General features: G+C 37.4%; 13 protein-coding genes. 8 read left to right on the forward strand and 5 right to left on the reverse strand.

Translation table 11 applies throughout. From position 1 onward, the window contains the following. Positions 1-11 precede the first annotated feature (11 nt). The 5 genes from EL101_RS07180 (at position 12) to EL101_RS07200 (ending at position 4936) form a co-directional block, all read left to right on the forward strand. On the forward strand, positions 12-1010 hold the full coding sequence (locus tag EL101_RS07180; protein WP_096541382.1) for a thiamine pyrophosphate-dependent dehydrogenase E1 component subunit alpha: 999 nt from the start codon (positions 12-14) through the stop codon (positions 1008-1010). Further along, entirely contained in the window at positions 1003-1986 is a 984-nt protein-coding gene (locus tag EL101_RS07185; RefSeq protein WP_096541379.1) for an alpha-ketoacid dehydrogenase subunit beta, read from the forward strand. Before EL101_RS07180 ends, EL101_RS07185 begins: the two co-directional genes overlap by 8 nt. A gap of 12 nt (positions 1987-1998) precedes the next feature. Next, positions 1999-3285 carry a dihydrolipoamide acetyltransferase family protein gene (locus EL101_RS07190; protein WP_096596954.1) on the forward strand — a complete coding sequence of 429 codons (1287 nt, stop codon included), beginning with the start codon at positions 1999-2001 and terminating at the stop codon, positions 3283-3285. Positions 3286-3510: 225 nt separating this feature from the next. Beyond that, complete coding sequence (gene brxB / locus EL101_RS07195) at positions 3511-3948, forward strand: bacilliredoxin BrxB (RefSeq protein WP_096554685.1); 438 nt, start codon at positions 3511-3513, stop codon at positions 3946-3948. A gap of 10 nt (positions 3949-3958) precedes the next feature. Next, positions 3959-4936 carry an aromatic acid exporter family protein gene (locus EL101_RS07200; RefSeq protein ID WP_096596952.1) on the forward strand — a complete coding sequence of 326 codons (978 nt, stop codon included), beginning with the start codon at positions 3959-3961 and terminating at the stop codon, positions 4934-4936. Positions 4937-4985: 49 nt separating this feature from the next. Here EL101_RS07200 and prli42 read toward each other — a convergent pair whose 3' ends face one another. After that, positions 4986-5087 carry a stressosome-associated protein Prli42 gene (gene prli42 / locus EL101_RS13270; RefSeq protein WP_019165260.1) on the reverse strand — a complete coding sequence of 34 codons (102 nt, stop codon included), beginning with the start codon at positions 5085-5087 and terminating at the stop codon, positions 4986-4988. Between the two features lie 170 nt (positions 5088-5257). Here prli42 and EL101_RS07205 point away from each other — a divergent pair, with 170 nt between their 5' ends. Continuing rightward, a complete protein-coding gene (locus tag EL101_RS07205) occupies positions 5258-6373 on the forward strand; it encodes a tripeptidase T (RefSeq protein ID WP_096596950.1) in 1116 nt (371 codons plus the stop codon). A 73-nt stretch (positions 6374-6446) separates the two neighbouring features. Continuing rightward, positions 6447-7850, forward strand: coding sequence for an NADP-dependent phosphogluconate dehydrogenase (gene gndA, locus EL101_RS07210; protein ID WP_096596948.1), 1404 nt, complete (start codon positions 6447-6449; stop codon positions 7848-7850). Between the two features lie 462 nt (positions 7851-8312). Here the strand turns inward: gndA and EL101_RS07215 are convergent, their stop codons facing one another. The 3 genes from EL101_RS07215 to zwf all read right to left on the reverse strand — a co-directional run bounded on the left by EL101_RS07215 (position 8313) and on the right by zwf (position 12168). Beyond that, a complete protein-coding gene (locus EL101_RS07215) occupies positions 8313-9503 on the reverse strand; it encodes an MFS transporter (protein ID WP_096596946.1) in 1191 nt (396 codons plus the stop codon). A 182-nt stretch (positions 9504-9685) separates the two neighbouring features. Further along, complete coding sequence (locus tag EL101_RS07220) at positions 9686-10543, reverse strand: AraC family transcriptional regulator (protein WP_096596944.1); 858 nt, start codon at positions 10541-10543, stop codon at positions 9686-9688. Between the two features lie 140 nt (positions 10544-10683). Further along, a complete protein-coding gene (gene zwf / locus EL101_RS07225) occupies positions 10684-12168 on the reverse strand; it encodes a glucose-6-phosphate dehydrogenase (RefSeq protein ID WP_096596941.1) in 1485 nt (494 codons plus the stop codon). Positions 12169-12324: 156 nt separating this feature from the next. Between zwf and rnz the strand changes: the two genes are divergently transcribed. Next, positions 12325-13242 (forward strand): ribonuclease Z, encoded by a 918-nt coding sequence (rnz, locus tag EL101_RS07230; protein ID WP_096596939.1) that lies wholly within the window; start codon positions 12325-12327, stop codon positions 13240-13242. A 119-nt stretch (positions 13243-13361) separates the two neighbouring features. Here the strand turns inward: rnz and proC are convergent, their stop codons facing one another. Beyond that, the gene (gene proC, locus EL101_RS07235) at positions 13362-14177 is read right to left on the reverse strand and encodes a pyrroline-5-carboxylate reductase (protein ID WP_096540985.1); all 816 of its coding nucleotides are present in this window, start codon (positions 14175-14177) and stop codon (positions 13362-13364) included. Between the last annotated feature and the right edge of the window lie 40 nt (positions 14178-14217).

A 14217-nucleotide genomic window follows, 5' to 3' on the forward strand; every position in this document is an offset into this window, starting at 1 on the left:
GGAAAATAGATATGAAAGATTATCAAAGTGTTGGCCTTGAAGTTGAAGATTTGAAAAACATGTACCGTGCTATGGATTTAGGCCGTAAGTTAGATGAAAGAATGTGGCTCTTAAACCGTGCTGGAAAGATTCCGTTTGTTATCAGTTGCCAAGGTCAAGAAGCCACACAAATCGGCACGGCTTATGCATTACAAAAAGGAGATATTACATCGCCGTATTATCGTGATTTAGCACTAGTTACTTATTTAGGAATGACACCTTTAGAAACGATGTTATCCGCATTTGGTAAACGTGATGACATCAGTTCTGGAGGTAAACAAATGCCATCTCACTTTAGTAAAAAAGAAGTCGGTATTATGTCACAAGGTTCTTCAGTCGCGACACAAATCCTCCATGCAGTCGGTGCAGCATTAACATTTAAAATGGATGGTAAATCTCAAATCGCATTAACGACGCTAGGTGAAGGGAGTTCAAACCAAGGTGATTTTCATGAAGGATTGAATTTTGCTGGCGTCCATAACTTACCCTTTATTTGCTTAATTGAAAATAACAAATATGCGATTTCTGTATCCAAAGAATTCCAATATGGTGCCGAACATTTATCAGATCGTGCGAAAGGTTATGGCATGTTCGGTGAGACGATCGATGGTAATGATCCAATTGCTGTCTATGGTGCGATTAAAAAAGCCCGAGAACGCGCAGTAAACGGTGAAGGCGCCTCATTAATCGAAGCTATGTGTACAAGATTAACAGCACATTCTTCAGATGATGATGACCGTTACCGCACAGTTGAAGAAAAAAATGCGGATAAAGAAAATGATTGTAACCTTAAATTCAAACAATATTTAATCGATCAATCTTTAGTTGATGAAGCGTGGTTTGAATCGATTGAAAAAGAAAATCAACAGTGGGTACATCAAGCGACAAAAGAAGCCGAGGCCGCACCATACCCAGATCCATCTGAAACATACTTACATGTCTACGAAGAAGGAGGACGTCAACATGGCTAAAATTTCATATCTTGAAGCGATTAGACAAGCACTTGATGTCGCATTAGAAAAAGACGATCAAACGATGATTCTTGGTGAAGATGTAGGTAAAAAAGGTGGCGTTTTTGGGGTAACAGCTGGATTACAAGAAAAATATGGCGTTTATCGTGTTTTAGATACACCGCTTGCTGAATCCAACATTGTCGGTTCTGCCATTGGTGCAGCGATGATGGGGAAACGTCCTATTGCTGAAATACAATTTGCGGAATATATTTTACCGGCGACCAACCAAATTATGAGTGAAGCTGCTAAAATGCGCTATCGTTCTAACAATGATTGGCAGGTACCATTAACGATTCGTGCACCATTCGGCGGGGGGATTCATGGCGCACTTTATCATTCACAAAGTATCGAAAGTGTCTTTGCATCTACACCAGGTTTAACTGTCGTCATTCCATCCACACCATATGATGCAAAAGGCCTACTGTTAGCCTCTATTGCATCGAATGACCCCGTGCTTTTCTTCGAGCATAAAAAGGCATATCGCTTACTCAAAGAAGAAGTGCCAGAAGGATATTACACTGTGCCGCTTGGTAAAGCAGATGTCAAACGAGAAGGTAGCGATATCACAGTATTTTCATATGGTCTAGCAGTGAACTATTGTCTTCAAGCAGCAGATTTATTAAAAGGTGAAGACATCGACGTCGAAGTGGTTGACTTGCGTACAGTGTATCCGCTCGATCAACAAACGATTATTGAATGCGCGAAAAAGACAGGTAAATGTTTGTTAGTCACTGAAGACAATAAAGAAGGTAGTGTCATGTCAGAAGTTGCCGCGATTATTGCAGAAAATTGTTTATTTGATTTAGATGCACCCGTGATGCGATTGGCGGGTCCAGATGTGCCAGCGATGCCATTTTCACCACCGTTAGAAGATGAATTTATGATTAACCCAGATAAAATTAAAAATAAAATGCGTGAATTAGCGCAATTTTAAGGAGGTTCACTCATGGAAATCAAAATGCCTAAACTAGGGGAAAGTGTGCATGAAGGTACAATTGAGCAGTGGCTCGTTCAAGAAGGCGACCGTGTTGAAGAATATGACCCATTGTGCGAAGTGATTACGGATAAAGTGACAGCTGAAGTGCCCTCATCCTACGCAGGAACGATTAAAAAAATTATTGCCGTTGCTGGCGACACAGTTGAAGTCGGTTCTGTCATTTGTGAAATGGAAGTTGAAGGTGCTACAGACGAAACAACTGAAAATGTAGCGCCAGAAGCTGACACGGCAACTACAGAACAATCAAATGAACAACCAGCATCACCTTCAACAGCCCAAACAACAGCGAACCAACCTAAAAATAATGGTCGTTTTTCACCTGTTGTATTTAGATTGGCTTCCGAAAACAATATTGATTTATCAACAGTAACAGGTACAGGTTTTGAAGGACGTGTGACTAAAAAAGATATTGAACGTGCGATTGAACTTGGTACTTCTACGCCGAAAGAAAATGCTGCACCTCAAGAAACAGTAGAGCGCACTGCACCAACGCCGCCTGTAGCAAACCAAAATCACCGAACATCAACAACAAGCGATCGTGATACCGTGATTCCAGTCAATGGTGTGCGCCGTCAAATTGCGAACAAAATTGTACAAAGTGTGCACGAAATTCCGCACGCTTGGATGGCTGTAGAAGTAGATGCTACAGAATTAACAAAAACGCGCGCGCATTACAAAAATCAATTTAAAGCGCAAGAAGGATATAATTTAACATTCTTTGCATTTTTCATTAAAGCTGTAGCAGAAGCACTTAAAAAATATCCATTACTTAACAGCACATGGCAAGAAGATGAGATTGTTTTACATTCTGACATCAATATTTCAATTGCTGTTGCGCATGAAAATAAATTGTTTGTGCCAGTCATTCGTCATGCCGATGAAAAGTCTATTAAAGGTATTGCTCGAGATATTCATGAACTCGCACAAAAAGCACGACAAAATCAACTTTCTTATGAAGATATGCAAGGCGGTACATTCACTGTAAATAATACGGGGACTTTTGGTTCGGTGCATTCTATGGGCATCATTAATCATCCGCAAGCAGCCATTTTACAGGTTGAATCTATTGTTAAAAGACCCGTCGTTATTGATGACATGATTGCGATTCGTTCTATGGTGAACTTATGTTTATCACTCGATCACCGTATTTTAGATGGTTTACAAGCCGGTCAATTTTTAAATGAAGTAAAACAACGTATTGAAGCATTTACCGTTGAACATACACAAGTTTATTAATTTGTATGAAATAGGGTGGATAATAATCTATGAATGAAGGAGAGGCTGGGATATTTACCTGGCCTTTTCTAGTGGATCGGGTTGTTTCGTTAACATTAAAATCACCACGCAATCTACGGTCTAAACGTTTGTTTTTTGATTCATATGTTGCCGAATGATTGCAGTTGTGCATGACCTTTAGTAAAATGTAATTAATTGAAATACTTATGATGGAGGAATGTTCACATGGATATGAACTTCGATTTATATATGAATAATATCGTCAAACAAGCCCGTTCTGAGATGGACCATGCGGGTTACGAACAATTAGCAACTGAGGAAGATGTTGACCGTGTGTTTCAACAAGACGGTACAACTTTAGTCATGATCAACTCAGTATGTGGTTGTGCAGGAGGGATTGCACGTCCAGCTGCGACACACGCATTACACTATGATGTATTACCCGATCGTCTTGTGACAGTATTTGCGGGTCAAGATAAGGAAGCGACGCAACGTGCACGTGATTATTTTGAAGGTTATGCACCATCAAGCCCTTCATTTGCGCTCATGAAAGACGGCAAAATTACTGAAATGATTGAACGTCACCAAATTGAAGGCCACGACACAATGGACGTCATTACGCAACTTCAAGCTTTATTTGACCGTTATTGCGACGCTAAGTAAGGGGCTCATCATGTTGCGTTTAAATCCATATCGCATCGGATTGAGAACGATAAAGACCGCTGTCGGCATGGCACTAGGTGTAATCATCGCACAACTACTAGGGTTGGATAATTACGCTTCTAGTGCCATTTTGGTTGTATTATGTATTAAAGATACGAAAATACACTCTGTTCACGCGATTATTTCTCGTTTTATATCCTGTTTAATTGCTATCGGTTTTGGTTGGGCTATTTTTCCGCTATTAGGACAACACGCCTGGGTACTAGGATTAATCGTACTCTTTTTCATTCCAGTTACTGTGATGATTAATATGCAAGAAGGTGTCGTAACGAGTATTGTCATCTTACTTCACTTTTTCAATGCTGATGTCATCGATTTTTCATTAGTTGTCAATGAAGTATTGCTGATTATTGTTGGGTTAGCCATTGCGTTTACGATGAATACTATTATGCCTAATTTAGATCATCAATTATCTAAATATAAAAAGGAAATTGAGTTTCAATTCAAAAGCATTTTCCATACATTTAGTTCAGCCTGTGCGATGCATAATAACCGCCCTGATGTGACGTTTAATTCATTGGCACATACGATTCAAGAGGCGAAATCGATTGCATTCAGAGATGTTAAAAATCATTTTGTACGGAATGAAAATAGCTATTATCATTATTTTGACATGCGTGAAGATCAGTTAGAAATACTTAAGCGCATTAAAAATCACATTAAACACATTAATGCAAATGATGTCATGAGTGCACATGTAGCGCAGTTATTCCATGAAATGGCAGAAAATGTCAATGAAAATAATTATACTGCATTACGTTTACACACGTTATATCAAATTCGACTTGAAATCGATCAACTGCCTTTACCTCAAACACATGATGAGTTGTTGACACGTTCAAGTATGATTCAAATTTTGTATGATACTGAGGAATATTTAACGATTAAAGCAAAATTTGGTTCACTGAAAATGCATCATGAAATTTAATTGTATACAAAAACAGGCGAGGACATTTTCAATCCTTGCCTGTTTTTTGTTACATGCTCAATAATGGTGCGATACCAGTTAAAATCAACGCAAGTACGATAGCAACAAGCATCACAATGATGAGCACTTTTCTTATTTTCTTGTTTAACACGATGAAATGCCTCCAAATAACCTATAATAATCTCATGTACAATGACTGAATTATATCATTCATTTAAATAAAAGCCAAAAGTTCTTATAAAAATGATGATGGATATGTCTTTTTTGCAATCTATCCAAAGTTCGATAAAATGAGGATAGAACATAAGGGAAGGTGACGGTATGCTGAACAAAGACAGATTAATTGAAACATTTTTAGAATTAGTGCAAATCGATTCTGAAACAGGACATGAAGACATCATTCAACCAATATTGAAAGAAAAGTTTGAATCGCTCGGCTTATCTGTTGTTGAAGATAACGCGAAAGCAACGACAGGTTTCGGAGCTAATAATCTCATTTGTACATTACCTGCAAATCAAGAAAATAAAGATAAAATTTATTTCACGAGTCATATGGATACTGTGGAACCGGGTCGCAAGGTAAAACCGATCATTAAAGAAGATGGTTTCATTTATTCAGATGGCACAACTGTACTCGGTGCTGATGATAAAGCAGGATTAGCTGTCATTTTTGAAGTGCTTCATATCATTCGTGAACAACAGTTACCCCATGGTCAAATTCAATTCGTTATTACAGTGGGCGAGGAGTCTGGATTAGTCGGTGCAAAAGCTTTACGTAAAGAAGATTTAGATGCAGATTACGGCTATGCGATTGACTCAGCAGTACCTGTCGGCAGTATCACGATTGGGGCACCGTACCAAATGAAAGTTAACGCGAAAATTCATGGTAAAAAAGCGCACGCCAGTACACCAAATGATGGGATTAGCGCGATTAATATTGCTGCTCAAGCGATTAGTCAGATGAAACTAGGTCAAATCGATCATGAAACGACTGCTAATATCGGTAAATTCCAAGGTGGGGGACCGACTAACGTTGTGACAGATTTAGTGAACATTTGGGCAGAAGCACGCTCACATGCTAAAGATAAACTCGATGCACAAGTCCAACATATGAAAGAAACATTTGAAGATGCGGCAGCACAACATCACTGTCATGCTGAAGTAGAAACTGAGTTATCATATCCAGGTTTTCGTGTTGAATCGAATGAACGTGTCTACCAAATCGCTGAACAAGCTGCAAAGGCATTAGGTTTTGACATGCAAGCCGATGTCGGTGGTGGCGGTTCTGATGGTAATATTATCAATCATCTTGGTATTCCAACTGTGATTTTAGGCGTGGGCTACGAAAAAATTCATACAACAGATGAACGCATCTCCAAACAATCGTTATATGATTTAACAAATTTTGTGTTAAAAATTATTGAAATGAATGCGTAAGCTAATAAAAGGCTTCATTCGCTAATATGTGATACAATAAGTCCATAATTTATAATAAGAGAGGTTAAGTATAATGACACAACAAATCGGTGTAGTAGGTTTAGCCGTAATGGGTAAAAACCTAGCTTGGAATATTGAATCAAGAGGTTACAGTGTATCTGTGTACAACCGTTCTGCAGATAAGACAGATTTAATGGTTGAAGAATCTAAAGGGAAAAACATTGTACCGACTTATTCAATAGAAGAGTTTGTAAATTCTTTAGAAAAACCACGTAAAATTTTGTTAATGGTAAAAGCAGGAGAAGCGACAGATAAAACAATCGACAGCTTATTACCTTTATTAGACGATGACGATATTTTAATCGACGGTGGTAACACAAACTACCTCGATACGATTCGTCGTAATAAGGCGTTGGCTGAAAGTGGCGTTAACTTCATTGGTATGGGTGTTTCTGGCGGTGAAGTTGGTGCATTAACAGGTCCCTCATTAATGCCTGGTGGTCAAGAAGCTGCTTATCATAAAGTGTCAGATATCTTAGAATCTATCTCAGCTAAAGCGAAAGACGGTAAACCTTGTGTCACTTACATTGGGCCAAATGGTGCGGGTCACTATGTCAAAATGGTACACAACGGTATCGAATATGCTGATATGCAATTAATCGCAGAAAGTTATATTATGATGAAAGATTTATTAGGCATGTCACATGAGGAAATCTCTGAAACATTCAAATCATGGAATGCTGGAGAATTAGAAAGTTACCTTATCGAAATTACAGGTGACATTTTCACTAAACTTGATGAAGATGGCGAACCACTTGTAGAAAAAATCATGGACAAAGCAGGTCAAAAAGGGACAGGTAAATGGACATCTATTAACGCATTAGAATTAGGTGCACCATTAACAATTATTACTGAATCTGTATTTGCACGTTTCATTTCTTCATTAAAAGATCAACGTGTGAATGCTTCAAAAGTATTAAACGGACCTTCTGTTGCATTTGATGGTAACAAAGAAGAATTCCTTGAAAAAATTCGTCGTGCGTTGTACATGAGTAAAATTTGTTCATACGCGCAAGGTTTCGATCAAATGAAAACAGCAAGTAAAATCAATGAATGGAACCTTCAATTAGGTGACTTAGCGATGATTTGGAGAGAAGGTTGTATCATTCGTGCGCAATTCTTACAAAAAATTAAAGATGCTTACGATAACGACAACAACTTACAAAACCTTTTATTAGACGGTTACTTCAAAGATATCGTGACTGAATATCAATCTGCACTTCGCGATGTTGTTGCTACTGGTATCCAAAACGGTGTGGCACTTCCTGGCTTCTCAGCAAGTATCAACTACTATGACAGCTACCGTACAGAAAACTTACCAGCAAACTTAATTCAAGCGCAACGTGACTATTTCGGTGCACACACTTACCAACGAAAAGATAAAGAAGGTACTTTCCATACACAATGGACTAAATAAGACCTTCTCAAATGAGAAAGGAGCTGGGATATTAAGATTCCTCAGCTCCTTTACTATATTTTGTTGTGTATACCAAGTGATGAGGCTTGAAAAAATTAAGCCTCAAGCCATACATAGATTGCATATTCATTAATGACTTTAAAACGGTCGGAAAATGAGCGTGAATGGGATAAAAATTGATGCTATTGTTTTCTTGATTTCATAAACTTGCCTTCAGTTCTGTATATTTGATATAAGATTGCCCAGAAGGCTGAGACTCCTGAGGGATCAGCTGGTCCGGAAAATCCAATTCGGCTACCACGAAATGTACAATATAAACAAGCCGAATTTAGTTGTAGGGCCAGCCCCTAGGAACGCGAAGCCATGAAGGCAATCTAAAGCCACAAATCATAGGGAGGGCAAGTTTAACAAAAATATTGCATCAATAGCATCAAAAATTTTTATGTCTAGCTCCTTTACTATTTATGATTGTACCTCTTGTTCTTGATAATTTTTAATAAAATATAACATGACAAAAATCATACATATCCCACTGATCAGAAAAACCAGTCCGTAACTGTACGGAATGACAAATCCAAAGAAGATGAGCCCGAGTGGATTGAGTCCAGTGGCAAAACTTTGCAATAAAGCAAATACGCGTGATTTGTAATCTTCATCTATCGTATTGTGTAACATAATTTGATAGGGAACATTGTCAATAGGAATAGCAATGCCAATCAATACGATACCAATGATCATCACAATATATGCCCAAAAAGGTATCGCTACAAAAATGTTTGATGATGCGATAACGAAAAGTGACACAATTAAAATGAGCATGGATATGACATTCATTTTCTTCAAATTATTTTTCATGCTGAAGAAATTCAATGCAAGGTATGTTAATAAAAGTGTCGCCCCTAAAATACTTTCCATCGTCCCTAAATGTGCTGACGAATAGCCAAGTTTCGTCACGATAATAATAGGAAGCCCAACAGATAAAGATTGTCCTAAAAAGTTAATGACGCTTGATGTTAAAAAGAGTGTCGACAAGTTCCGATTTTTAACGACATATTTAAAACTTTCTGCCATGCCTTCAGTGAATTTTTTACTTTTACTTAATGCATTTGCAGGTTTAAAACTTAACATGAAAATAAGAATCAAGCCAACAAATTCAGTGAAACTATTCAACAACGCTAAAGTATTAATATGGACAACGGTTACTAAAAACCCTGCTACAATAGGGACTGCTATCATCGTTGCAGATTGAATGGTTTGTCTGATGGTCACAACTCTCTCAAAATAGTCTTGTGTGATGTATTGCAAGTTTGATGAGACAATTGTTTTGACAATCATATCGATAAATACTAAAACAATCATCACGACAAAAATACTTACAATTTCCTCATGATACACAACTGAGAAAATGAATAGGGTAACGACACTTAAAATTTGCCCTAAAATCAGCATTTTTTTATTCGAATGTCTATCAATTATATTTCCGAATATCGGCATCGTCAATACTTGAATAATGGCTAGAATCGATAAATAGGTCCCAAATAGACTGCCTGAACCGGTCAGTTGTAATACATAAAAGCCGCATGCAAAAGTAAAGATGCCTGAAAACACAGTTGAAATGGTACTAAACAAAATAAGAATAACTGACTTCTGCATTTAAATTACCTCCTCATTCCTTATTCATATCATATACGTTATGGGAACAAAGTTGAAGATTGAATATTCAGAAATATTTGCGAATTAATTGTTTTCCTATCTCACTAACCACAAAAGAAGCACAATCGTTTCTCACACGTCATTGAAATAATGCATTTTAACGATTGTGCTCGCTCTATAACTTAATTTTCATCAATATTTACAGGAACACATAATTGTACTTTTGTAAATGGATCCTCAAACGAAATGTCGAGTGGGTAAATCTCGATATATAAGGCATCGTGTTCAAATGGTAGAGTCAGTTGTAAACTCGTTTCAATGTAATGCCAAGCCTCACTCGTGACAAAATCAATTTCACCTTGTAAATTAAACACGGCATATTGACGTCCTGCTAAAAAGCGATCTTCTAAATGACCAGGAAAACGTTCACTTGGGACCCCGACAAAGATTTCAAGCCCTTGTTCAAGCGGACAACTGACCACAAACAATTCATGCGGTCCAATATCATTATAGCGCATGATATCTTTTAACGTGCCGTCCATTTTTAAATCTTCAAGAAAATCCGGAATGATGAAATGATGTTCTAATTCCGCTGAAGGGACAAATCGAGAACAACCGACTAACGAAAAGTCACCTAACGTTTCTAAACGATAAGGGTAGGGCTTTTGCGAAGTTGTCGATAATTTTAAATAAAGTCGTTCTTGCATTTGAAGTTGCTCTTTTTTCAGCTTTGCTTGCAACGGTGACACGCCATGATAATCACTAAAGTCGTGTGCAAATGTATTCGCATCCGCATACTGATAACGTTTTGCAAGATCAATCAAACGATTCGCACCGTGGATTAAATCATTAGCCGCAAGTGTCAATCTACGCGCGCGACAATATTCTTGAGGCGTCTTTCCAATAATCATCGTAAAAGATTGTTCTAAATGATAAGGAGAAATTTCAACGTATTCACTTAAAGTTTGTAAGTCAAATGGTTCTAATAAATGGTCTTCAATATAAACCATTGCGCGTTGTAAATGTTTAATGACGTCCAAAATTTTCACTCCTTATAACTCTCAAAGTCTCTTTCTCTCATGATGTATCCAATAATTTATTATATAACAAAAAACAGCTAAGTGACACTAAAATGTGAATCACTTAGCTGATGTTTATCAATGAAGATGTGCGCTTGTCTTTATTGAATATCGTTCCACCATTTAAAGCCGTCACGACTCAATAATAAATCACTGTCTAATGGACCATTTGTACCTGATTCATAGTTAGGGAATTCTGGTTCGAAATGATCCCAAGCTTGTTGAATTGAATCCACAAACTTCCATGTTGATTTTAATTCTTCCCAATGTGTAAAGTTTGTTGCGTCACCTTTTAACACATCGTAAAGTAAGTTTTCGTAGGCATCCACTGTGTTCATTTTATCTTGCGCACTCATCGCATAAGATAATTGTACAGGTTCAGTTTCGATACCTTGAACATATTTTTTACCATTGAGGTGAATCGACACACCTTCGTTAGGTTGAATGTTAATCACAAGTAAGTTAGAATCTAAATGTTTATCCTTTTGATAGTATAAATTCATCGGTACTTCTTTAAATTCTACAACGACTTGAATCGATTTACGTTTCATACGTTTACCTGTACGAATGTAGAATGGCACACCCGCCCATCTGAAGTTGTCGATTTCCACTTTACCTGACACGAAAGTAGGGGTAGTCGAATCAGCAGCAACTTTATCTTCTTCGCGGTAAGCTTTTACTTCTTGACCATTGATGAAACCTTGATCATATTGACCACGAACAAATTGATTTCTCACTTCATCTGGTTGAAGCACGTGTAATGATTTTAATACTTTTACTTTTTCAGCACGGATATCATCACTATTTAAACTAATAGGTGGCTCCATCGCTAATAACGCAACCATTTGTAACATATGGTTTTGTACCATATCTTTTAAAGCCCCGCTCGTTTCGTAATAACCACCACGGTCTTCAACACCAAGCACCTCTGAAGATGTCACTTGGATATTTGAAATGTATTTATTGTTCCATAAAGGTTCGAACATTGCGTTACTGAAACGTAATACTTCAATATTTTGCACCATATCTTTACCTAAATAGTGATCGATACGGAAAATTTCTTCTTCTTTAAATGAACGACGGATTTGTTCATTGAGTTCTTCAGCTGATTTCAAATCACTACCGAATGGTTTTTCGATAACAAGACGTTTAAAGCCATTTGTATGCGTTAAACCTGAAGATTTTAAGAAATCAGTTACGACACCGAAAAATCGAGGTGCCATTGCTAAATAGAAGACACGGTTGCCTTCTAATGAAAATTCACGGTCTAATGATTCGCTTAATTCTAGTAATTTTTGGTAGCTTTCCTCATCACTGACATCGTGTGGTTGATAAAATACATGTTGCATAAACTTGTCTAGATGTTTTGTATCTTGTACGTGTTCTTGAATTGACGATTTCACTTGAGCTCTAAAATCATCATTAGTTAATTCACGTCTTCCGATACCAATAATTGCCACTCTTTCATCTAAATTGTCTTGTTGATACAAGTGAAAAAGTGATGGAAATAGTTTACGGTGACTTAAATCACCAGTGGCACCAAAAATTGTTATGAGTGCTGGAACATGATTATTTGTCTTATTCAAGATTCAAAACCCCAATTCTACATTTTAGTTCATACATTAATGATGAGTTTATTATAGAACATATCGCATTCTCGGTCATATATTCTGCTTTACACTTAAAATTTTGCCGATTCTTCGTCGTTTTATGATAATATAACGCTAAAGGAGGTACGATGCATGGAAATTACATTTTTCGGTACAAGTGCAGGATTACCTACAAAAGAACGCCATACACAGTCGATTGCGCTCAAACTGGAACCGTATGCGACTGATGTTTGGTTATTTGACGTGGGTGAAGCAACACAACACCAAATATTACACCATTCAATTAAACTCGGAAAAGTCAGTCATATTTTTATTACACATATGCATGGCGACCATGTATTCGGTTTACCCGGTGTGTTAACAAGCCGTTCATTTCAAGGTGGCGACTCCAAACCATTGACTGTCATAGGACCTAAAGGCATTAAAGACTATGTTGAATACAATTTATCACTCACATATTCACATCTCAATTATCCTTTACATATTATTGAAATAGAAGATCAAATGAATTTGTCTATTAATGGTTTCGAGGTCAATGCACGACCACTGAATCATGGTATCCCGTGTTTTGGCTATCGTATTCAAGCGCCTGATACTCCGGGCAAGTTAGATGTGCAAAAATTACAAGCACTTGGTATGCCTCCAGGACCACAATATCAAAAAGTGAAATCACAAGATACTTTTGAGTTTGAAGGTCAAATCTATGACGCCAATGACTTTAAAGGACCAGATAAAAAAGGGCAAGTTGTGACGATTTTTGGCGATACACAACCGAGTCAATTTGCGCTTGAGTTGGCCCAAGATGCCGATGTATTAGTGCATGAGTCAACTTACATAGAAGGCGATAAAACTTTAGCCAATGCGCATCATCATAGCCATATTGAAGATGTCCTCACGTTAATCGAAAAAGCTAACGTAAAACACGGACTGCTCACACATTTAAGTAGTCGTTATACGAAAGAAGATATTGATAAAATCGAGGCGAAATTGAAAGCTCATTCACCATTATCTTTCCAATTTGTAGAGGATTTCGATAGTTATCAGTTTTAATTTCATCATATTGCTATACAAAAAGAAAGGTTGGGAACAATATCACGTTTTCCCAGCCTTTTCCTAGTTTTAAGTTATGAATTTACGTTACTTCAATACAGCTAAGTTACTTTATCCGCTTAATCATCATCTTGTGCTGAAAGTTCAATACTTCTATTCACGGCAGCATTTAAACAATCCTCAAATATGCCCTCGATGTCATATTCAGACAAAGCGTTTAAACCTGCTTGTGTGGTACCGCCTTTGGAAGTAATGTTTTTTCTTAATTGCTCCATACTTAAATCGGAACGTTCAATCATTTTACTTGTGCCGATAATTAATTCGCGAATCGATTCTTCCACTTGCGCTTTTTCGAGCCCTAATTTTGTTCCTGCAATGACATATTGTTCGAACACATGGTATAAAAATGCAGGACCGCTTCCTGTTATCGCTGTCACTTGGTGTAAATGATCTTCCTGTACTTCTAATGCCGTACCGAATGCGTTAATAATTTCTAAAATTTCGTCCTTCGCTTTGCCACCAAAGTTTGAAGAAAAACTCACACCTGTGACAGAATGGCCGACGTGTGCATTGGTATTTGGCATAATGCGTGCAATCGGATTCGTCGTGTCGAGCTTTTCTTTGATGTATGAAATGGGAAGCCCTGCCATAATCGATATAAATCGGTTGTTAGGTTGCACATGTTGCTTAATTCTGTCAGCCAATTGATCAAAGTCATGTGGTTTCGACCCTAAAAAGATATAGTCAGCATCTTTTAACAAGGCGGCATCGTCATAACTATATTGCACACCTAAATCTTCTTCATATTCTTTCAACATGTCTTCGTTTGAACGATTCGTTAAATAAATGTTTTCTGCTGGAACGACTTTTGAATTCAGAATACCTGTAAAAATCGCATGTGCCATATTGCCAGCACCATAAAATACAATTTTCATACGAAATATCACTTCCTAAAAGTATTTTCTTGTCTTATAG

The organism is Staphylococcus delphini (genome assembly GCF_900636325.1).
Classification (GTDB): domain Bacteria; phylum Bacillota; class Bacilli; order Staphylococcales; family Staphylococcaceae; genus Staphylococcus; species Staphylococcus delphini.